This window comes from Methylotuvimicrobium buryatense (assembly GCF_005931095.1).
Lineage (GTDB): Bacteria > Pseudomonadota > Gammaproteobacteria > Methylococcales > Methylomonadaceae > Methylotuvimicrobium > Methylotuvimicrobium buryatense.
Window position 1 is genome coordinate 352,692 of record NZ_CP035467.1, and the last position, 19,517, is coordinate 372,208.

Genomic DNA, 19,517 nt, shown 5'->3' on the forward strand with positions numbered 1-19,517 from the left:
ACAAGGCTAACGAAGGAGGAGAGATAGTTGGAAATGAGTCATCGATAAACCTAAATTCGGTAGTTTAACCATGAAGCATATGAAGTTCCTGAAGATTTTCAAGATATTACCTAGGCGTTCTCGTTAACCTCTTGGGCGAGTGAAAGTTCTATGCAAAAACATAACAAGTTGTTGAATTAACTATATATTCTTCATAGTGAAATGTTTTTTTGGATAAATGGAGCTCATAGGCTTCCCACTTAAGGTGGGACAAAAGCACTACTCCCTTTATATTCAAAAGTTAGCAAATTTTAATGAAGGTATGGGGTGTGGCTAGCGAGGATGTCGGCAGCAGGGGGCGCTGCCGAAGGGCTCAACACGAACGGATTAACCTTAAACTGTCCCGCGTTAATGAGTAGCCGAACTAATATATGACCCTTGGGATCTGCGGAATGACAGATTTATTGATAACCGTCACCCGTACCTAATAAAGCAGCGATGATGTTTTTCTGAATTTCGGACGAGCCGGAGAATAGCCGGCTAGCAAGGGCATCCTGGATTCGTTCGAGCTGTTGACCGCCTTCGAGCAAGCCGTTTGCGCCGAAAATATGCGCCGCGTCCAGGCTCGATTGCAGAAAGGCTTCGGCGGCGAATAACTTGGTCTGCGCGCTGGCCAGCGTGATGCGTTGCTTTCGATCTTTCAGGCGCGCGCACTCGTTTACCCAAAGCCGAATCGTATCCAGTCGGGTTTTCATATCTGCGATTTTATGACCGATCGCCTGGTTTTTGCCTAGATGCGCGCCGTTGACTCTGCGTTCCCGGCTGAACCGAATCACGCCTTCCAATTGCCGCTCCATCACGCCGCGGATGCCGGCAAAAATGAAGGCCCGTTCCAACTCCAGCGCTTGCTGAATCATCATGTTGCCGGCACCGGTCTTGCCCAGTTGCCGGTCGAGAGGAATCCGGCAATCGTCAAGACGAACATCGCCCATCGTGGCGTTTTTGCAGCCGGAGACTTGCGGCGTGTCGAGAAAGGCGGCGCCGGGGTCGTCGGCGTGCACGATGAAGGCGGACAATCGCGTGCCGGATCTCGCATAAACGACCAGTAAGTCTGCGATCGGCGTATTGGTGATGAAGCGTTTATGTCCGTTCAATGTGAATCCGGCATCGGTCTGCTCCGCAGTCATTGTCAACGCAGTGAGGTCGGAGCCGGCCTGGGGTTCTGTAATCGCATGACCGCCGATGCGTTTGCCTTCGAGCAGGTCATTTAGATAAGTCGCCTGTTGCTCGGTATTGCCGTAGTTCAACAGCGGAAAAACCGTGCCCCACAGATGGGCGTTGATCGATAACAACAAGCCAGGGTCCTGGCAGGCTTTGCCAAGTTGTTCATGGGCCTGCACGAGATCGGCGAAATGGTTGCCGTGACCGCCGCGGTTTTGCGGCACGGCATGTTTCAATAGGCCGAAACCGGCGCAATGACGAAAACGCGCCCGTGCGGCTTGGCTTCCGCCGGCGGCGGGTAGATTGCCGATATCCATTCAGTGTCGCTCCAGTTGGCGTTGCAAGGTTTGATAATCGGTCTTGCCGTTGTCCAGTAGAGGCAAGGCATCCATCACGCTGAGCCGGCACGGCTGCATGTAGGCCGGCAGCGCTTGCTTGATAGTCTTGACAATGCCGTTCAATTGGCCGTCGGGATGTAGCACCAGCGCGGCGGCGGGGCGTTGGCCGCTAGTGCTGTCTTCGATGCCGACTACGGCGCAACCGGCGACTTCCGGACATTGCAGGATCAGCGCTTCGATTTCGGCAGGTTCCACCCGGTAACCGGAACATTTGAGCATGCGGTCGAGGCGGCCGTGATAGCAGTATTCGCCGCGCTTGTTCAACGAGACTTTGTCGCCGGTCCGGTAATAGCCGCCGTCTTCCAGGGCTTCGGTCAGCCGGCCTTGACGCCAATAACCGGACAGATTGTTCACGCTATTTACCAGCAATTCGGAGGATTCCGCGTCAATCTTCAATTCCGAAGCGCAAGCAGGATGGCCGATCGGTATCGGTTGATCGCCGTCGAGTCGAGCCCGATCGACCGGCCAATAACAACAGACATTGGTTTCGGTCGGGCCGTAGAGATTGTAAAAATCGGTTTCGGGCAAAAGTTCGCAGAGTTTTTTCAATTGCGGCGTCGGAAATACTTCTCCGGCGAACAGTAGCGTAGTTAAATCCGGCAACGGCTGTTCGGTCAATCCGCCCTTTAGCGCGATGAAGCCGAGCAAAGAGGGCACCGTGTAAAACACGGTGATGCGCTGCTCAAGCAGCCAGGCCGTCAGGCGGCTGGGCGACAAGGTCAGGCCGGCCGGCACGAAATTAACGCTAGCGCCGGCGCTCAGGCTGCTGAATATATCGAATACGGACAAATCGAAATAAAAAGGCGCCAACGAAGCGATACGGTCGTCGGCTTTGAGCTTGAACGTGAGTGTCGCCCAATCGGCGAAATTATGCAACGCGCGATGACTCAGCGCGACGCCCTTCGGCGTGCCGGTCGACCCGGAGGTATACAGAATCGCCGCCAAGGCTTCGGGGTCGATGGCAGCGGGAGGATAGAACGATTGGGCAGACTCGGGCAGTCGGTCGATATCGAGCCAAAGCGCCGGCGTGTCGAGCCAATCGGGCGGGTTTCCGCGGCCGATGATGCAGTGAACAACCGCGTCGTTGACGATGAAGCGCAAGCGTCGAGCCGGATTTTTGATGTCCAGCGGGATGTAGCACGCGCCGCAACGCAGGACCGACAGAATCGCTATGATCGCATCGATACCTCGGTCCAAGGCTAGCGCGACGCGAGCGCCGGGCTCGATCCGCGCGGCTAAATGGGCGGCAAGGCGCTCAGAGTTAAGCATGACTTCGCGGTAACTCAGTCGACGTTCGCCTTCAATCAACGCCGGGCGATCCGGTGCGTTTCGGCATTGCCGGTCGAATGCTGTCAGTAGGGGCATGATCGAGAATTAGGATTTCGTAATAAATAACGACCTGGAACTATGAGCTTTGTTGAGGGTACGCTAATTCGCTTGGCAGGACGCCGTGAATACGTCCTTGTAGGCTTGACGGCGGCTTTCCCTGCCGCCGACACCTGCCAATCGAGCAACCGAACCCTCCCTAAAATAAGGAGGTTATTTACGACCAAATCCTTAAAACGATTCAATCCGTCTCTCCCAGCAGTTCCGCCAGCATCAGCCGGTGCAATGCATCAATGGCTTCGGCATCGGCTATCGGTTCGATATAGTTATAGCTCAAGGTCAAACGATTGCGGAAAATACAGTTCAGAAAAGCCAGCGACGGCGGTGACGTGACTTGGCAGGCATGGAACACGTCGGTGATTTCGGCGCCGGGGAAACTGTCCGCCGGAAGATCCAGACGGCCGATATCGGAAAACCAGAATGAACTGCGCTCCCGACCGGAACCGTAAGAAAGGCGCAAGACCTTGCCGTATTCGGCCAGCGACAGCCAACTGCCGGCCCACATCAGCGGCAGAAAGGCATAGTCTTCTTGTTGACGAATCACTTGGGCGTTTTGTTGTTTCAGATGTTCGAACAGTTTTTGCCGGTCCTTGACGACTTCCCGAGGCGCCTGTGCGAACAACGCGCTGAGATGATTACCGTTGACCGGCGATAAGGCGCGCTGTTTGCGCAAATTGAATGCATAAGGCACGCAATAAGCCTCGCCTGGACTGTCGGGACGCCATTTTTCGAGGGCGCGCATCAGACAGCCGATGTAATAAAGACTGGTGCCGGTTAAGCCGACCTGTTGCCTGGCCAGTTTGACGATCCGTTCGGTTTGTTCCTCGCTGAGCCTGCGAACCGCGAACTCGAGGCGTTGCGGCGGTTGTTCGTGGCGCAACGGTTGAATGCTGCTCAGTCTATCCAGCCTGTCGATATAGCGTTTGCCTTTCAGCAATAGCGAAATTTTTTGCCACCAGCGGTATTTACGTAACTGTTCGAATACCAGCGGACTGGTTTCGGGATGGCCGAAGCGTTGACGTTGTTCGGCATCGGCGGTACACAGATATTTGATGATCAGATCCGCGCCGCGCGCATCGCAGAAAGGATGCAGCCAACGCATCAGAAAAACGTTTTCGGACGGGCCGGTTAAGAGATGAAACTCGAGCGGAGCGACGCTTTCCCGAGGCTGCTTTTCGTTCATGATCCGGTCGAGCGTGGCGTGCCGGAATTCTGCTTCATCCGCGCCGGTCGGGCAATGATGCTGAAAAAACAAGTCGGGCGGATCGGAGCGCTTGCACCAATAGAAACGTTTGCCGATTTGACTCAGGCTGGCGCGGGCTACCGGAAAACGCCGACCGAATTCGTCGATTCGCTGTTGTAATGCGTCGATATCCGGAATATTGGCGAGTTCCAATCCGTAACACGCCAAACTGCCGGCCAAGCCGTCTCGGCGGATTTCCTCGTCCATCGCCAGCGTGAAGCTGTCGGCCGGATTCAGCCTTTCCAAAATGGCGGACTTATCGATGCTCATGCGTTTTTATGCCTTAAGATCCAACGTTCCAATGCATTAAAGGATTGCACATTGTCCGGTTCGATTTCGGTATCGGGCAAGGTGACGCCGAATTCGTTTTCGATGTACATAATCAAGCGCATGATGCCCATGCTGTCCAGGCCCGCTTCGAGCAAATCGTCGTCGTCGCCGAATTGATTCGGCTCGGCGACGAAAACGAGCTCTTGAAAGATAAAGTCGCGCAATTTTTTTTTCATGACTGTGGTAAGGAATATGCACAAAATAACTTCTCGAAACAGGATGTTTTGAGGAGGTTCGGTGGCTCGCCTGACAGGACGCCGTGAATACGTCCATGTAGGCTTGACGGCGGCTATCCTTGTCGCCGACACCTGTCAATCGGGCCACTGAGCCCCCTTCCAACATTTGAATAAGTTATTTCATGTTCGTTTCTAAGGTATAATTCGTTGGTTAAATGATAGCCGATTAAGGCAAGTAGAGTCACGGAAAAGGGCGATAGCTTTTAGGATTGAGTGTTAGAAATCACGCGGGGCGGGTTATTTAACCCGCCCCAAACGTTTTGATTTGCCTTGGTCATAGTTCCATGATTGGGTTTCGCTCCGCTCTACCCATCCTACATTAGCGGCCTATCAAACTTACGACGCCGTAGGATCACTGCCATTAAGGATTTCGTGATAAATAACGTCCTGGAACTATTAGCCTTGTTGAAGGTTCGGTCACTCGCTTGGCAGCACGCCGTGAATACGTCCGTGTAGGCTTGACGGCGGCTATCCCTGGCGCCGACACCTGCCAATCGAGCAACCGAAACCTCCTTAAAATAGGGATGTTATTTACGGCTAAATCCTAAGTTAAGCCTCAACAGAATAAGTAATGTTGGCATTCAGGCTCGAATGTGCCTCAAAAGCCTGCCATCCATGGCACTGGATTCCGCCAGTCCATGGCGGAATGACGGGCTTACCTTAACTTAATGGCAGTGCTCCGTAGGGTAGCAGCGAAGCGGAAACCCATCGCTTTGTTTGAGCGCAGGTACGATTGTGATAGCGAAGCCATTAACTAAAGCAGCGATTTATTACAATGGTTCTCATCCGTTCCGAACAATAGCGATTTAGCAGAGGTGGGGAGCAGCGTTTAGCTTGATGTATATGGGTTACAACCCTTGTCCGGCTTAGGGGTGGCCCGCTTTAATTCAATGACCGATTAGCGTGCGGACAAAGTTCGCGCATGAATATTTCGAGAAACATTTAAACAGGTTAGCAATGGCAAAACAGGCGGGTTCGCATGAGGGCTGAAAAAGGCAATATCGTTATTATCGGAGCGGGCCCTGCGGGCAGCATCGCCGCGGCATTGCTCAATAACAAAGGATACCGGGCTGTGATCTTGGAGCGGGATGCTTTTCCGCGCTTCAGCATCGGCGAAAGCCTACTGCCGCAATGCATGGAGTTCATCGAACAGGCCGGCATGCTCGATGCCGTGCGCAATGCCGGTTTTCAATTGAAGGACGGTGCGGCGTTTTTATTTCAAGGCAAGCACTGCGAATTCTGGTTCGCCGACAAATTCACGTCCGGCTTCGATTCGACCTATCAAGTTCAGCGCGACCGCTTCGATGCGCTGCTAGCCGCCGAGGCGCAACGTATGGGCGTGGACATCCGCTGGCGTCAGGAAGTCGTCGAGGCCGACTTCAGCGGCGAGCAGCCGGTGTTGACGGTCAAGGATAGGGACAGCGAAGACCGCTACCGCATGACCGCCGATTTCGTGCTCGATGCCAGCGGTTTCGGGCGGGTGTTGCCGCGTTTGTTGGATTTGGAAAAACCGTCCGGTTTTCCGGTGCGACAGGCCGTGTTCACGCATATCGAAGACAGAATCGACGATCCGCGCTACGATCGCAACAAAATTCGCATCATCGTGCATCCCGAATTGACCGATGTCTGGTATTGGCTGATTCCGTTCAGCAATGGGCGTTGCAGTCTCGGCGTGGTCGGCGAAGCGAAGATTCTCAAGGTTCCGGAGCGCGACCCGCAAGCGGTGCTGAAGCAATTCGTCGACGCCGAGCCGGGCTTGTCGGCGCTGCTGCATAATGCCGTGTTCGACACGCCGGTCAACAGCATCGGCGGTTACAGCGCCAACGTCAAGCGGCTGCACGGCAAAGGCTACGCGCTATTGGGTAATGCCGGCGAGTTTCTCGATCCGGTTTTTTCCTCGGGCGTCACGATCGCGATGAAATCGGCAAGTCTCGCCGCCGAGGTAGTGGACCGGCAACTCGGCGGCATTGCGGTCGATTGGCAAAAGGAGTTTGCCGAGCCCTTGCAAAAAGGCGTCGACACCTTCCGCGCCTTTGTCAGCTCATGGTATGACGGCGGTTTACAGGATGTGGTGCTTTATCAACAGCAGCAGCCCAATATCAAAGCGATGATTTGTTCGATTCTGGCCGGCTATGTTTGGGATGAAAACAATCCGTATGTCAAAAACTCCGAACCTCGGTTGAAGACCCTGGTCGAATTGTGTCGCGAGCCTTGAGAAAATGACGCTGTATCTCAATGATCTCGGCATCCTATCGGCGGCCGGCGGCAATGGCGCCGAAATGTTGTCGAGACTGCTGGCGGGAGACCGTTCCGGCTTGATCGAGACCGATGAATATTCGCCGAGTAAGCCGTTTTATGTCGGCGAGATTCGTGCCGAACTACCTGAAATCGAAAAACGATACAGCGTTTATGATTGCAAAAACAATCGATTGTTACTCGCGGCCTTGAATCAAATTCAAGCGGGCGTTGACCGCATCAAACGGAAATACCGCACGGATCGAATCGGCGTGGTGATCGGCACCAGCACTTCCGGCGTAAGAACTACCGAGCTGGCGATTGCCGCGGTCGCCGGCGGTCTCGAAAAGCCGTCCGGATTTCATTACAAGCAACAGCAATTGGCCGGCGGAGCCGATTTTTTGGCGCATCGGCTCGATTTGAAAGGACCGGCCTATTCGGTATCGACGGCTTGTTCTTCCAGCGGCCGGGCTTTCGCTTCGGCCCGAAGATTGATCGAGTTGGATATTTGCGATGCCGTCATCGTCGGCGGCGCGGATAGTCTGTGCCGCTTCACCGTGAACGGTTTCGCTGCATTGGAGTCGGTATCGGCGGGTTTGTGCAAGCCTTTCGGACGGCACCGGGACGGCATCAATTTATCGGAAGCCGCAGCCTTGTTCATCTTGAGCCGGGACGAAGGCCCCGTGCGACTCGGCGGAATCGGTGCCAGCAGCGATGCGTATCATTTTTCCGCGCCCGACCCCGGCGGCGCGGCCGTGGTGACGGCGATGCAAACGGCATTGATCGAAGCCCGGATGACCGCCGAGCAAATAGACTATATTAATCTACATGGCACGGCCACGCCGTTGAACGATGCGATGGAAAGCGCGGCGGTCGTCGAAGTTTTCGGCCGTTCGGTCGCGGCCAGTTCGACCAAAGGCATGACCGGGCACGCCTTAGGCGCGGCCGGCGCACTCGAGCTGGGTCTGTGTTGGCTGCTGCTGAATAGCGATGATGAAGAGGGCGCATTGCCGCCGAACGTCAACGGCGATGCGTTGGACGACTCGTTGCCGTCCTTGAATTTAGTGCAGGCGGGGCAAGTTTTAGGCAGGCGTATCGAACATTGCCAGAGCAATTCTTTCGCTTTCGGCGGCAATAATATTTCGATTGTCGTGTCGCGTGTATGATTGCTTATTCGATAGAGCAATTATTGCCGCATGCCGGCAAGATGATGTTGTTGGATCATGTGTTGACCTACGACGACGAGTCGATGAGTGCGCAAGTAACCGTGCGCGGCGACGGTCTGTTCGGCGACAACACCGGCGTTCCGGCTTGGTTGGGTATCGAATACATGGCGCAAACGGTGGCGGCACATGGCGGCTTGATGTGCCGTTTGGCCGGAAAACCGCTCAATCCCGGCTTTTTATTGGGTACGCGGCGTTATCATTGCAATGTGAGCCGGCTTAACGCCGGGGCGGTGCTGGTCGTGACGGTCAAGCGCCTTATACAGGATCAAGGCTTGGGCGTGTTCGATTGCCGAGTGACCGGCGACGGCGTGGAAATTTCGGCCAAACTGAGTGTTTATCAACCCGATACGGCAATCAATCGGGTCATCACAAACTAAGTAATTGTTTCAAAATAATTACCCGGTTTTATCGGCCAGTATCAGGTAACGCTTCCAGAAGACGCCGTGAATATATCCCTATAGGCTTGGGCGCGGCGTCCATGCCGCGCACACTTCTTCCAGCGTTACCTGATACTAGCCAAATCGGGAAATAAATTTTGGACACTTACTAAAGAAACAGCATGAATGAAACAGTTTTAGTGACGGGCTCCAGCCGGGGCATCGGCAAGGCGATCGCTTTGTATCTGGCGCGCAAGGGTTACGATGTAGTCGTGCATTGCCGCAGCCGCCGAAGCGAGGCCGAGCAAGTTGCGCAGGAAATTAAGGCCATCGGTCGGGCAGCCCGCATTTTGCAATTCGATTTGGCGGACCGCAAGCAATGCAGTGCGGCGATCGAGCAAGATATCGACGAACACGGCGCTTATTACGGCGTGGTCTGTAATGCCGGCGTGACTTGCGACAATGCCTTTCCGGCTTTGACCGGCGAGGAATGGGACAGTGTCGTGCATACCAATCTGGACGGTTTTTATAACGTACTGAATCCTCTGATTATGCCGATGATCAGGCGGCGCAAACCCGGCCGTATCGTCACGCTGTCGTCGGTTTCGGGCCTGATCGGCAATCGCGGCCAGGTCAACTACAGCGCCGCGAAGGCCGGCATCATCGGCGCGACCAAGGCGTTGGCGTTGGAACTGGCTAAACGCAATATCACGGTCAATTGCGTCGCGCCGGGCTTGATCGATACCGAAATGCTCGACGAGTTGCCGCTCGAGGAAATCAAAAAAATGATTCCGATGCGTCGGGTCGGTTCGGCCGATGAAGTCGCGGCCACGGTCGGTTTTTTAATGTCAGAGGAAGCCGCATATATCACCAGGCAGGTGATTTCGGTTAACGGAGGGCTATGCTGATGAAACGCGTCGTGGTAACGGGCATGGCCGCGATCACGCCTATCGGCAACGATTGGGCGACGGTCGCGGTTAATCTGAAAGCGCAAAACACCGGCATTCGCCGTATGGACGATTGGGATAAATACAACGGCTTGAATACCCGGCTCGGCGGGCCGGTCGATTTCACGCGGCCCGCGCATTATTCGCGCAAACAAGTGCGCGGCATGGGCCGGGTCGCGATGCTGGCGACCTATGCCACCGAACTGGCCTTGCAGGATGCCGGTTTGCTGAATGATCCGGTTTTGAAAAGCGGCCGTACCGGAGTTTCTTACGGCAGTTCGTCCGGTAGTTTCGACGGCTTGATCGACTTTACCAAGATGCTGCTGAATTTCGACAAGGGCGGCTTGAACGCGACATCCTATATCCGCATGATGGGGCATACCTGCCCGGTCAATATCAGTCTGCATTTCGGCGTCAACGGCCGCATCATTCCGACCTCGAGCGCCTGCACATCGAGCAGCCAGGGCATCGGTTATGCCTACGAAGCGATTAAACACGGACAGCAAACCGTGATGATCGCCGGCGGCAGCGACGAATTGTCCGCCTCGCAAGCGGCGGTATTCGATACCTTGTTCGCGACCAGTCTGCGCAACGACGAACCGGATAAATCGCCGCGCCCGTTCGACCGTGACCGCGACGGCCTGGTCATCGGCGAAGGCGGCGGCACCTTCATTCTGGAAGAGCGCGAACATGCCTTAAGCCGCGGGGCGACGATTCATGCCGAGATCGTCGGTTTCGGCACCAATTGCGACGGTTTGCATGTCACGCAACCGGACAGCGCGAGCATGCAGGTCGCAATGCAATTGGCGCTGCAAGACTCGGGTCTGGATCCTGCGGCAATCGGTTATGTCAGCGCGCACGGCACCGCGACCGAGTTGGGCGACATCGCCGAAAGTCATGCTACGGCAGCCGTATTGGGCAGCAAGATCCCGATCAGCTCAATGAAAAGTTATACCGGCCATACCCTCGGCGCTTGCGGCTCGATCGAAGCCTGGGCGGCGGTCCGGATGATGAACGAAGGCTGGTTTCATCCAACCGCAAATTTGGACGCTATAGACCCTAAATGCGCGGAGCTCGATTATATTCAAGGGGCTATGCGTAAGCTGGAATGCGACTATTTGATGAGTAATAATTTCGCCTTCGGCGGCATCAATACCTCATTAATTTTCAAGCGGGTTTGAGTGGCAGGCCATGGCGAAACTCATGACCGTGACCGCCAATACGGCGATCGATTTATTGCTCGAAGTCGAAAGTTTTGCGCTTGGCGAAACGCTGTCGGCCAGTCGTAGCGCCGAATTCGCCTGCGGAAAAGGCATCAATGTCGCGAAGGCTATCGAGTCGCAGGGTAGTGAGGTTTTATGTCTGGGCTTTGCGGGAGCCCGGTCGGTCGACGCGTTTCATGCCTTGCAAACCGAGCGGCTCACAACCGATTTGACAGTGGTCTCCGGCAAGACGCGCACCAACATTACGCTGCATGATTCGGCGAGCGGCCGGGAAACCCATATACGAACCGCAGGGTTTAGCGTTACGGAAGATGATTGCCGCCGCTTATGCGAAACCGTCGAATCTCATGCCGAGCCCGGCGCTATCGTTATCATTTCCGGCAGTCTGCCGCCCGGAGCGCCAAACGATTTCTATCGTAGCCTCATCAAGGTCTGTCGCGAGCGCGGGGTGACGACGTTTTTGGATGCCAGCGGCTCCGGCTTGAGTCTCGGCATCGAAGCCAAGCCTGATGCGATCAAACCGAATCAACAAGAGCTCGAAGCCTTGCTCGGTAAGTCCTTGCCGGACGAACGCAGTATCGCCGAAGCTGCCAAGGAACTGGTCGGTCAAGGCATTCAACGGGTTTATGTCTCAAGGGGCGAGCACGGCTGCATTGCCGTCGGCGAGAACATGGCGGTATCGGCTTATCTGAATACAGCGCCGGAACGAATCGTCAGTCGCGTCGGCTGCGGCGATGCGCTGGTGGCCGGTTTGGCGGTCGCGGCGGAGCAAGGTCTGGATGCGGAGGCCGCGTTGAAACTGGGCGTGGCTTGCGGTACATCCAATTTGTTTGCGCCGGAACCGGGGCGGTTCGAGTCGGCCCGGCTTAACTCAATTGCCTCGCGTGTCGTGGTTGAGGATATACTGACTCTAAATTCAGTATTTAGTCCACTAAAATCACGAAATATCCCAAATTAACCAATGGTTTGTAAGGTGCAGTGATTGAATGTTTTCGTGATTTTTGTGTTTTTCGTGGACAAAATGCTTTATATAGCCTGAAAGCTTTACGTAACCCATGAAACTCATTATGCAATAGGAGAAGCCGAGATGTCGGAAGCCTTGAAGATTTACGAGTCTGAATTCAATGAACGGCGCGATGTATGGCATTTGATCGGGATGCCTGCGCGCGGCGCGAAACTTCACGATGCTTTGCACAAAGGGTTGTCGTTCAGCGTTTACGGAAAACTCGCGGAGCTTACCGGACTGGACAAAAAAGATTTAGCCAAATGTGCTTCGATAGCGCCGTCGACATTACAGCGGCGCGCCAAAGCGGGTCGTTTCAATCAACAGGAGAGCGATCGGCTTTATCGTCTGGTAGAGCTCTTGGGTGCGGCGGCCGAATTGTTCGAAGGCGATCTGGATGCGGCGCGCGAATGGCTACATAAACCCGCGCTCGGATTGGGCGGGCGCCGGCCGGTCGACATGTTGGCGACGACCGCCGAGACTGAGGCGGCCATGGATTTGATCGGCCGGCTCGAACATGGAGTGCTCGTTTGAGCGGCATCAAAGCCTATCGAATCGTCAAACAAAAATGGATCGACAGCGCTTTCGACGGCGAGGGCGCGAAACGTTACGGGGGGCGGTGGAACAGCCGAGGCAAGCCTTGCGTCTATCTGGCCGGCTCCGAATCGCTTGCGATACTGGAAATACTGGTTCATCTCGACAAGCAGCAATTTTTGACGTATTACGCGCTGTTCGAGCTGCAATTGCCGAAACAGGACGTCCACTATCTCGACGCCGAAAAATTACCGACCTGTTGGCGCGACGAGCCGGCGCCGCCGGAAACCGCCGCGATCGGCGATGCGTGGTTGATCGAAGGCGGCGGGCTGGCTTTAGCGATGCCGAGCGTCATTGTACCCCGGGAATGGAACTTCATCGTCAACACGAAACATCGTGCCTTTGCCGATGTCGTTAAGCACGCGCGCCTGCTCGATTTTGAGCCCGACCGACGACTTTTCTCGTCATGATTGGCGAAAACCCTTTTACGAAGCTTGACAGAGCACCGATTTGAGCAATTGCTTGTCAAAGATTTTAGCTATAATTACCCTGCCGAAGGCAAGACTAACAGAGCATAGATTATGAGCAACAAAAACCAACATTTATCGCCCGAAGATGCCGAGATCATAAAAAATCAGGCGTTCAGTGATACCCTGCCGGGTACTTTGCTGAAAGATTTTCAGGCGCTGCTGGATTTCATTGGGAGCGATGGCATCGAAGTGACCAAAACAACCCAGCATATCGGCATGAAATACTTGTTTGAACTCAATGAGCGGATGACTCGGCCTGTTGAAACCGAACTGAAGCGGCCTCAACAAAAGGCGTTTCCCAATCTTCACGGGCTTTATTTGTTGCTGCGAGTGTCCGGTCTGGCGCGTTTGGTCAAGGATAAGAACAAAACACTGTTAAAACTCGATCCGGATGTATTGGCTTCCTGGCAGCAGCTCAATGCCGTGGAGCGTTATTTTTCGTTGTTGTTTTGTTGGATCCTACGCGGCGATGAGGAAATTCTCGGTGAACCCAGAAGTTGGAGGATTCAGGGTTTTCTTCGTTGTTTGCAGATTTATCAATTCACGAAGCAATTGGACTCGAAGGAGGAAAGCGAAGCGAGGTATATGATAGGCTTGACTTTCGCCGGTTTGCATAATATCGCGCTAATGACGTTATTCGGTTTCTTGACCGGGAAACCGAAAATCAATGCCGACGGATCGGTTGAGGGTGTCGAGTTATCGGATTTCGGCCGCACCTTGCTAGCCTATTTTGACACGGCTACTACGCTGTATATGGATGAAAACGACGATGAGTTGTCGGATGGTTTCTACGGCTTTTGCGCCAAGGATTTGATGCCGCTGTTTCCGCATTGGCAAAACCGTTTATTGATAAAGGAGAGAGAGGTTTTGACGGAAGGTTATTCGGTGATCGCCGTTAAAGTGCGTGACGCTGTGCGAAAACTGGCGGTCCCTCACGACGCGGTTCTCCACGATTTTGCGATGAGCATTCTGGATGCATTCAACTTCGATGACGATCATTTGTACGAGTTCGTTTATAAAAACGAACTTGGGAAAAACGAGACGGTGATGCATCCTTTTTCCGATGACGGCGATTATTGGGCCGATGATATGACACTCGGAGAAATGCCGATACACGAAGGCATGACCTTTGTTTTTCATTACGACTTCGGCGACGACTGGCGGTTTGAGTGTCAAATCGAGTCGCTTATCAAGGAGGCAGGGAAATATAAGGAACCGAAAGTCATCGAAAAAAAGGGTAGAGCGCCGAAGCAGTATTACTATTAAAAAATTTGGCTGAATCAGCCAGTTACTCCAGCCGAAATTTTATCCTAGAAAAAGCATTCACCATGAAGATCATGAAGAATAAGAAGTTAACTCAATAGCTTCTTATGTGTTTTCCTGATTATCAAGATGCTTCTGCTTGCCGAAGCCAAGTGTCCGAGCAGGGGCCAGTCGTAGTCGCAAAAACTAAAATATGCTGTTACCCAAGCTCCAGCTTGGGTAACCTGTTCAGGAAGCTCTAGCTTCCCGACAATCAAGAAAGATTGAACGAGCGAGTCGGGGTTGATTGAGAATGTGCGGAGGTTGTGTCGGTCTCAGGAAGCTGGAGCTTCCGGGGTGTCTTTCCCAAGCTGGAGCTTGGGAAAGAGCGTGATGTGGGTTGGTCGTTTCCCGCTTTAGCCTAGATTTCGGCAATCGTTGCCATTTCCGCATCGTCGATTTGTTTCTGATCGAATTGTTCAACGCGATTTCTGCCGTTTTGTTTAGCTAGATATAACGCCTTGTCGGCAAAACCGAGCAAACGGGTTGAGCTTAGCGTGTCTTTTGGAACGACCGTGGCAACTCCCAGGCTCAATGTCACATAATGAGACACGGGCGAATTCGGGTGCCTTAATCGTCTTTTTTCGACGGCGTCTCTCAGCTTCTCGGCCAACGATAAGCTTTGCTCTGCATTACAAGCCGTAACCACGCAAAACTCTTCACCGCCGTAACGGCAAACGAAATCGTCCGAGCGCTTTGAAAATAATTTAAGTACTTTGGCTAATTCGATCAGACATTGGTCGCCGGCAGGATGGCCTTCGGTATCGTTATAATTCTTGAAATAATCGATATCGAGCATGATTATCGATAATGGATATTGATGACGCAATGCACGTTGCCATTCTTTTTGCACATACTGGTCGTAATAGCGCCGGTTCGGCAAACCGGTCAACGAATCGATATAAGCCAGGTGTAATTTGGATTTGGCGCGAATAAGCTGTTTTTGGGTCAGTCGCTCGGTGTAGTGAAAAACAATCAACAACATCACTCCGAGTGAAGCGATTACGGCATGCAGCAAATAGATATGACTTAACTGGTTTTCGACATAAGGGATAATCTTGGTCTTGGGGATGCTAACGCTGATGCCGCCACGGATGTCGCCGATTTGATAATTCCGATGGCAGCGTAAACAAGATTCGGTAATTTTCAGCGGCTCCATATAGCGGTAAAACGGTTCGTCATGCAAGGTTGCGATATCCATAACAACGGATTCGCCTTCTTCAAATGCCAATAGCGCACTCGTTTCCCAATCGTCCGCTTTATTTTCCGGGCGTTTCGGATGAAGGCTGGTTATATGAAATTGAATCCGAGATTTGTCGTGTTCCAGTTCAGCCAATTGACGCGTCATATAAGCCGGGTTGATCAACGTTAGCCGACGTCCGTCGAGAGTAACGATATCGCGTTCGGGAATATCCAAGTAAGGATTAGGTGGCGTATCTTCGGTAACCGTTACGTAGACACCGCCGTGTCGGGCATTCCAATGCCGCATCGTGACGATGTGTTGAAAAAACAGCTTGCCTTGCGAGAAAGCAATTTTTTTGGCGGTATCTTGAGCATTATAGACTTGAAGTAATAGCGAAATACCGTTAAGTCCCAACCAGAGCAACACAAAAAAAATAAAAAACCTCGTTTTCATGCAAAACCAACATCAACAACTATGGCGGAATATGATAACCGAGCGAACAGTTTTCGGTTGAAAAAATAGAGCGCGGAGTTATTGAATTGAGTTATACCCCGTAGATCAAAATTCGGCGCCGGGGTGACCGTCAAAGAACGCCGTGAACCCAGCACCTAAATTATCCAAGATAGTTAACCATAGCCAATGGGCTATGGAATTTAGGTGTTGGGTGAATACGTCCATGTAGACTCTATGCCAGCATCCGTGCTGGCAAAGCCTTTGTCGATCACCCCGGTGCCTCTTTAAGCATCGCCGAAATTTTAAGTGCGAAAGGTATAAATCCAGGACCGATGCTGCAATAGGGCTTGCAGAGTCAATGCATTGAATGGCGAGGCGCACTCGGCATCATTGTTGAAATAAACGTGTACGGTTCGGCCTTGTTGTCAGTATTCGGCAATCGTTTTCGCCGATTGTTTCGATGCCTCAACAAAACCGTACAATCGGTCGAGGTCTTTTTTAACGGCTGAGGCAATTGCCAAAGTATGGCCGACAGTTTTTCGGCCAGCGGCAAGGCATACCATTTTTCGAATGTCGACGTTTTTTGCAGCCGATAGAAGGTGCCGTTGATTTCGATGGCGTTGAATCGTTCGGAATAAAACTTGAGCCAAGCTTTTTGTGTTGTCTTTTGATAGAAACAGTCGCGCCAGTGTCTGTAGCACCAACCGCTGGTGCCGATATAAAGCTTGGTCAGCCCTTGATGCAAATGACAGGCTCGAGGCGCGCGACTTTTTTCGCAAGACCAGCCTTATCGGCGGAGTCGACGACCGCACTGACGTCTTTGTAAGCGGCCGGCGCCTCTTCGGCGACGCCTCGTAATGATGGGCTGCGAATCAGAATGCCTTGTTCGGCCAATTGATCGACCAACGCCCGTCCGTGCCACTGTTTTGTGGCCTGGCGGCGGCTCATCGCTCGTCCCGCGCCGTGGCAGGCCGAACTGAACGAGCGTTGCTCGGCCTGTTTGGTGCCGCACAAAATATAGGAACTCGTGCCCATCGAGCCGCCTATCAAGACCGGTTGGCCGACAGATTGGTATTCGGTAGGCAAGTCGGGATGGCCGGGACCGAAGGCACGCGTCGCGCCTTTGCGATGGACGAAGACTGTCTGCGTCACACCTCCGACGATATGGCGTTCCTGTTTGCAGGTATTATGCGAGACGTCGTAGAGCAGGTCGATTGAAATGCCCGGAAAAATTTCGTTCATCGCTTGGCGCGTCAAATGCGTGATGATTTGTCGGTTCGCGAGCGCGCAATTGATGCCGGCGCGCATCGCGCCGAGATAGCGCTTGCCCAGCGGCGAATTCAGCGGCGCGCAGGCCAGTTCGCGGTCGGGTAGAGCAATATGGTATTGGGACGCCGCGAGCGCCATGTCTTTCAAGAACTCGGTGCCGATTTGATGCCCCAGTCCTCGGGAACCGCAATGAATGCTGATCACGATCGCATCGATCTTGAGCCGGTAGGCTTCGGCGACCTCCTGATCGAAAATTTCGACGACACGCTGTACTTCGAGATAATGGTTGCCGGAGCCGAGCGTGCCCATTTCGTCTTTTTGCCGTTCGCGAGCGCGCGGCGATACATCGCGCGGTTCGGCGCCGTCGACGCGGCCGCGTTCCTCGGTGAATTCGAGATCGCGTGCTTCGCCGAAGCCCTGATCGACGGCCCATTGCGCGCCGCCGGTCAGCATCGCGCGCATTTCGTCGTGATTCAAATGAATGCGGCCTCGGCTGCCGACCCCGGCCGGCACGGTGCGGTAGAGTTCGTCGGCTAGGTCTTTTTTGACGCCTTGCAAGTCGTTCATCGTCAGGCCGGTATGCAATGTGCGAACGCCGCAGGAGATGTCGAAGCCGACGCCGCCGGCAGAAATCACACCGCCTTGGTCCGCATCGAACGCCCCGACGCCGCCGATAGGAAAACCGTAGCCCCAATGCGCGTCGGGCATCGCATAGGCCGCCTCGACGATGCCCGGTAGCGCCGCGACATTGCAGATCTGTTCATGGACTTTCTGGTCCATCGCTTGCAACAGCGAGGCATCGGCATAAATAATTGCCGGCACTCGCATCGCGCCTTTCGCCGGGATTTCCCAGCAAGTTTCATCGCGTTGAATGAATTGTTTGAGGTCCATCGATTTTACCTTTTATGCAGAATGTGGAAGTAAATTGCCGTATTCATACATCCACCACGCACTGAGCCAGCCAAAGCCCGTCTTCGGTTTGGCGCACGGCAAGTTCGGTCAAGGTCGCGCCCTTGATTTCGACGGCGGGTTGGTGTTTGGCGGGATCGGCCGGTTCGCCGGAAGCCGTCGCAATTAGAAAGTTGCCATTGATCTCGACCTGAAACCGCTTGAACAATAAGCCTTTGACAGCCATCAGATAAATCAATTCATTGATCCAATCCAGAAATAAGAATTCGATATCGTCCGCTTGACAGGATACTTCGACCGATTGATGTTCTAGAATCAAGTCGGGATCGCAGATGACCGAGGTCATCGCCAGCGCGGCCTGCTCGAAAGCTGCGGCGAGCGCAGGCGCAATACCGCGAATACCGATATCGGCTTTATGTTCGAAGTGTTCCCAATGCGGAATCAGAGTTTTATCGATCATGGCAAAATGACTTGCTGAGTACTGGATTGAGAACAATTTCGCAAAACTATGAACATTCCGTCAAGATCGTATTTAACTTTAGTTGCCCGAAAAAATTAAATGTAGATTACGGCATTGCGCACATTTTGCGGGGCGCATCGGATGTGACAGACAAACGGTGCTTGCTTTAAAACCGAATCGAGGAATTTATTATGTGGTATTTCAGTTGGATATTGGGCGTCGGCTTCGCTTGCGCATTTGGCATCATTAACGCAATGTGGCTCGAAGCCGAATGCGATTTCGATCACTGCGATATGTTTAAAGCGATGCCGGGCGAAAAGTGCGACGAGAGTTAGGCGTAGGTCGGGTTAGGTAATAGCCATAACCCGACACATCCCGTAAAAAAAGGCTATGTTCGCGTTAATAGTTGATACTTTTGAACTTAAAGCCAACATGAAACTCCAGGATACAACTCTGAATAACTTTCCTTTTTTCAATATGACGCTAATGGTTGAAAGGAGGGTACGGTTGCTCGATTGACAGGTGTCGGCGGTAGGGAAAGCCGCCGTCACGCCTACACGGACGTATTCACGGCGTCCTGTCAAGCGAGTAATCGTACCATCTTCCACGCTCAGTGTATTGGAAAGCAATCATTGACTAGTTCCTAAATGGTTTATTTAGTAGGAAGGAAAACCGTTTCAACTGCTAACGCGAACATAGCCTAAAAAAAATCGGGTGATGCTATCGCTGACCCGATCTGGAATTCTAATGTTTGCGATGCCAAATCAGGTCGCCGTTGCGGAAGATCGCCTTGACGCGGTGATAGGGCACCGAATGCAATTCGCCGTCTTGGTCGATAACCTCGAATGTAAAATGATCGCCCTTCGGGAAACGGATTTCGTTGAACGCTACAACGATCAGTCTGTCTTCGATCCGGTCGTAATAGCCGATCTTGAATTCGTCGCCCTTCCAATGTTCGTCCCATCGGATGCGGTTCAGTATGTCTTGTACCGGTTGCATGGGTCTAAATCCGCATTGAAAACTTGCCGAAATGCTACACTAAATTGGATCTAGACGACTACTGAGGTGCAAGC

Annotated in this window: 19 protein-coding genes; 10 read left to right on the forward strand and 9 right to left on the reverse strand. The window is 53.2% G+C overall.

Annotated elements, in window-relative coordinates:
* Window positions 1-440: 440 nt before the first annotated feature.
* The 4 genes from EQU24_RS01675 to EQU24_RS01690 form a co-directional block, all read right to left on the reverse strand.
* Window positions 441-1,517, reverse strand: coding sequence for an acyl-CoA dehydrogenase family protein (locus tag EQU24_RS01675; RefSeq protein WP_017841172.1), 1,077 nt, complete (start codon window positions 1,515-1,517; stop codon window positions 441-443).
* Window positions 1,518-2,963, reverse strand: coding sequence for an amino acid adenylation domain-containing protein (locus EQU24_RS01680; protein ID WP_017841171.1), 1,446 nt, complete (start codon window positions 2,961-2,963; stop codon window positions 1,518-1,520).
* A gap of 202 nt (window positions 2,964-3,165) precedes the next feature.
* Window positions 3,166-4,497: a hypothetical protein gene (locus tag EQU24_RS01685; protein WP_017841170.1), complete on the reverse strand. Its 1,332-nt coding sequence runs from the start codon at window positions 4,495-4,497 to the stop codon at window positions 3,166-3,168.
* The gene (locus EQU24_RS01690; protein WP_017841169.1) at window positions 4,494-4,733 is read right to left on the reverse strand and encodes an acyl carrier protein; all 240 of its coding nucleotides are present in this window, start codon (window positions 4,731-4,733) and stop codon (window positions 4,494-4,496) included. Before EQU24_RS01690 ends, EQU24_RS01685 begins: the two co-directional genes overlap by 4 nt.
* A gap of 1,039 nt (window positions 4,734-5,772) precedes the next feature.
* Between EQU24_RS01690 and EQU24_RS01695 the strand changes: the two genes are divergently transcribed.
* The 9 genes from EQU24_RS01695 (at window position 5,773) to EQU24_RS01735 (ending at window position 14,134) form a co-directional block, all read left to right on the forward strand.
* Window positions 5,773-7,008 carry an NAD(P)/FAD-dependent oxidoreductase gene (locus EQU24_RS01695; RefSeq protein ID WP_017841168.1) on the forward strand — a complete coding sequence of 412 codons (1,236 nt, stop codon included), beginning with the start codon at window positions 5,773-5,775 and terminating at the stop codon, window positions 7,006-7,008.
* Between the two features lie 4 nt (window positions 7,009-7,012).
* Window positions 7,013-8,194, forward strand: a complete 1,182-nt coding sequence (locus EQU24_RS01700; protein WP_017841167.1) for a beta-ketoacyl-ACP synthase — start codon at window positions 7,013-7,015, stop codon at window positions 8,192-8,194.
* Complete coding sequence (locus EQU24_RS01705) at window positions 8,191-8,631, forward strand: hotdog family protein (protein WP_017841166.1); 441 nt, start codon at window positions 8,191-8,193, stop codon at window positions 8,629-8,631. The genes EQU24_RS01700 and EQU24_RS01705 overlap by 4 nt, the downstream gene beginning before the upstream one ends.
* Before the next feature lie 182 nt (window positions 8,632-8,813).
* A complete protein-coding gene (gene fabG / locus EQU24_RS01710; protein WP_017841165.1) occupies window positions 8,814-9,539 on the forward strand; it encodes a 3-oxoacyl-ACP reductase FabG in 726 nt (241 codons plus the stop codon).
* Window positions 9,533-10,759, forward strand: a complete 1,227-nt coding sequence (locus EQU24_RS01715) for a beta-ketoacyl-ACP synthase (RefSeq protein WP_017841164.1) — start codon at window positions 9,533-9,535, stop codon at window positions 10,757-10,759. Before fabG ends, EQU24_RS01715 begins: the two co-directional genes overlap by 7 nt.
* Before the next feature lie 10 nt (window positions 10,760-10,769).
* The gene (locus EQU24_RS01720) at window positions 10,770-11,759 is read left to right on the forward strand and encodes a 1-phosphofructokinase family hexose kinase (RefSeq protein ID WP_138767060.1); all 990 of its coding nucleotides are present in this window, start codon (window positions 10,770-10,772) and stop codon (window positions 11,757-11,759) included.
* 129 nt (window positions 11,760-11,888) lie between these two features.
* Window positions 11,889-12,338 (forward strand): type II RES/Xre toxin-antitoxin system antitoxin, encoded by a 450-nt coding sequence (gene parS / locus EQU24_RS01725; protein ID WP_017841162.1) that lies wholly within the window; start codon window positions 11,889-11,891, stop codon window positions 12,336-12,338.
* Window positions 12,335-12,808, forward strand: coding sequence for an RES family NAD+ phosphorylase (locus EQU24_RS01730; protein ID WP_017841161.1), 474 nt, complete (start codon window positions 12,335-12,337; stop codon window positions 12,806-12,808). The genes parS and EQU24_RS01730 overlap by 4 nt, the downstream gene beginning before the upstream one ends.
* A 111-nt stretch (window positions 12,809-12,919) precedes the next feature.
* Complete coding sequence (locus EQU24_RS01735; RefSeq protein ID WP_017841160.1) at window positions 12,920-14,134, forward strand: IS1096 element passenger TnpR family protein; 1,215 nt, start codon at window positions 12,920-12,922, stop codon at window positions 14,132-14,134.
* A gap of 397 nt (window positions 14,135-14,531) precedes the next feature.
* Here the strand turns inward: EQU24_RS01735 and EQU24_RS01740 are convergent, their stop codons facing one another.
* From EQU24_RS01740 to EQU24_RS01755, 4 genes are all read right to left on the reverse strand, one after another.
* Window positions 14,532-15,806, reverse strand: a complete 1,275-nt coding sequence (locus tag EQU24_RS01740) for a diguanylate cyclase (protein ID WP_017841159.1) — start codon at window positions 15,804-15,806, stop codon at window positions 14,532-14,534.
* Between the two features lie 355 nt (window positions 15,807-16,161).
* On the reverse strand, window positions 16,162-16,551 hold the full coding sequence (locus EQU24_RS01745; RefSeq protein ID WP_017841158.1) for a DUF72 domain-containing protein: 390 nt from the start codon (window positions 16,549-16,551) through the stop codon (window positions 16,162-16,164).
* Window positions 16,536-17,966: an RtcB family protein gene (locus EQU24_RS01750; RefSeq protein WP_017841157.1), complete on the reverse strand. Its 1,431-nt coding sequence runs from the start codon at window positions 17,964-17,966 to the stop codon at window positions 16,536-16,538. Before EQU24_RS01750 ends, EQU24_RS01745 begins: the two co-directional genes overlap by 16 nt.
* Window positions 17,967-18,009: 43 nt before the next feature.
* Window positions 18,010-18,444, reverse strand: a complete 435-nt coding sequence (locus EQU24_RS01755) for an archease (protein ID WP_017841156.1) — start codon at window positions 18,442-18,444, stop codon at window positions 18,010-18,012.
* A 191-nt stretch (window positions 18,445-18,635) separates the two neighbouring features.
* On the opposite strand from EQU24_RS01755, the gene cydX reads away from it, so the two are divergent.
* Window positions 18,636-18,779, forward strand: a complete 144-nt coding sequence (cydX, locus tag EQU24_RS01760) for a cytochrome bd-I oxidase subunit CydX (protein WP_017841155.1) — start codon at window positions 18,636-18,638, stop codon at window positions 18,777-18,779.
* A 409-nt stretch (window positions 18,780-19,188) separates the two neighbouring features.
* Here the strand turns inward: cydX and EQU24_RS01765 are convergent, their stop codons facing one another.
* The gene (locus EQU24_RS01765; protein ID WP_017841154.1) at window positions 19,189-19,443 is read right to left on the reverse strand and encodes a DUF504 domain-containing protein; all 255 of its coding nucleotides are present in this window, start codon (window positions 19,441-19,443) and stop codon (window positions 19,189-19,191) included.
* Window positions 19,444-19,517: the final 74 nt, after the last annotated feature.

Excerpts from the sequence above, each read along its gene's own strand:
- EQU24_RS01750 (WP_017841157.1), bottom strand. The coding sequence starts at position 17,966 with ATGGACCTCAAACAATTCATTCAACGCGATGAAACTTGCTGGGAAATC.
- fabG (WP_017841165.1), top strand. The coding sequence starts at position 8,814 with ATGAATGAAACAGTTTTAGTGACGGGCTCCAGCCGGGGCATCGGCAAG.
- EQU24_RS01755 (WP_017841156.1), bottom strand. The coding sequence starts at position 18,444 with ATGATCGATAAAACTCTGATTCCGCATTGGGAACACTTCGAACATAAA.
- EQU24_RS01720 (WP_138767060.1), top strand. The coding sequence starts at position 10,770 with ATGGCGAAACTCATGACCGTGACCGCCAATACGGCGATCGATTTATTG.
- EQU24_RS01705 (WP_017841166.1), top strand. The coding sequence starts at position 8,191 with ATGATTGCTTATTCGATAGAGCAATTATTGCCGCATGCCGGCAAGATG.
- EQU24_RS01700 (WP_017841167.1), top strand. The coding sequence starts at position 7,013 with ATGACGCTGTATCTCAATGATCTCGGCATCCTATCGGCGGCCGGCGGC.
- EQU24_RS01690 (WP_017841169.1), bottom strand. The coding sequence starts at position 4,733 with ATGAAAAAAAAATTGCGCGACTTTATCTTTCAAGAGCTCGTTTTCGTC.
- EQU24_RS01685 (WP_017841170.1), bottom strand. The coding sequence starts at position 4,497 with ATGAGCATCGATAAGTCCGCCATTTTGGAAAGGCTGAATCCGGCCGAC.
- EQU24_RS01735 (WP_017841160.1), top strand. The coding sequence starts at position 12,920 with ATGAGCAACAAAAACCAACATTTATCGCCCGAAGATGCCGAGATCATA.
- EQU24_RS01765 (WP_017841154.1), bottom strand. The coding sequence starts at position 19,443 with ATGCAACCGGTACAAGACATACTGAACCGCATCCGATGGGACGAACAT.
- EQU24_RS01740 (WP_017841159.1), bottom strand. The coding sequence starts at position 15,806 with ATGAAAACGAGGTTTTTTATTTTTTTTGTGTTGCTCTGGTTGGGACTT.
- EQU24_RS01680 (WP_017841171.1), bottom strand. The coding sequence starts at position 2,963 with ATGCCCCTACTGACAGCATTCGACCGGCAATGCCGAAACGCACCGGAT.
- EQU24_RS01695 (WP_017841168.1), top strand. The coding sequence starts at position 5,773 with ATGAGGGCTGAAAAAGGCAATATCGTTATTATCGGAGCGGGCCCTGCG.
- EQU24_RS01715 (WP_017841164.1), top strand. The coding sequence starts at position 9,533 with ATGCTGATGAAACGCGTCGTGGTAACGGGCATGGCCGCGATCACGCCT.
- parS (WP_017841162.1), top strand. The coding sequence starts at position 11,889 with ATGTCGGAAGCCTTGAAGATTTACGAGTCTGAATTCAATGAACGGCGC.
- cydX (WP_017841155.1), top strand. The coding sequence starts at position 18,636 with ATGTGGTATTTCAGTTGGATATTGGGCGTCGGCTTCGCTTGCGCATTT.
- EQU24_RS01675 (WP_017841172.1), bottom strand. The coding sequence starts at position 1,517 with ATGGATATCGGCAATCTACCCGCCGCCGGCGGAAGCCAAGCCGCACGG.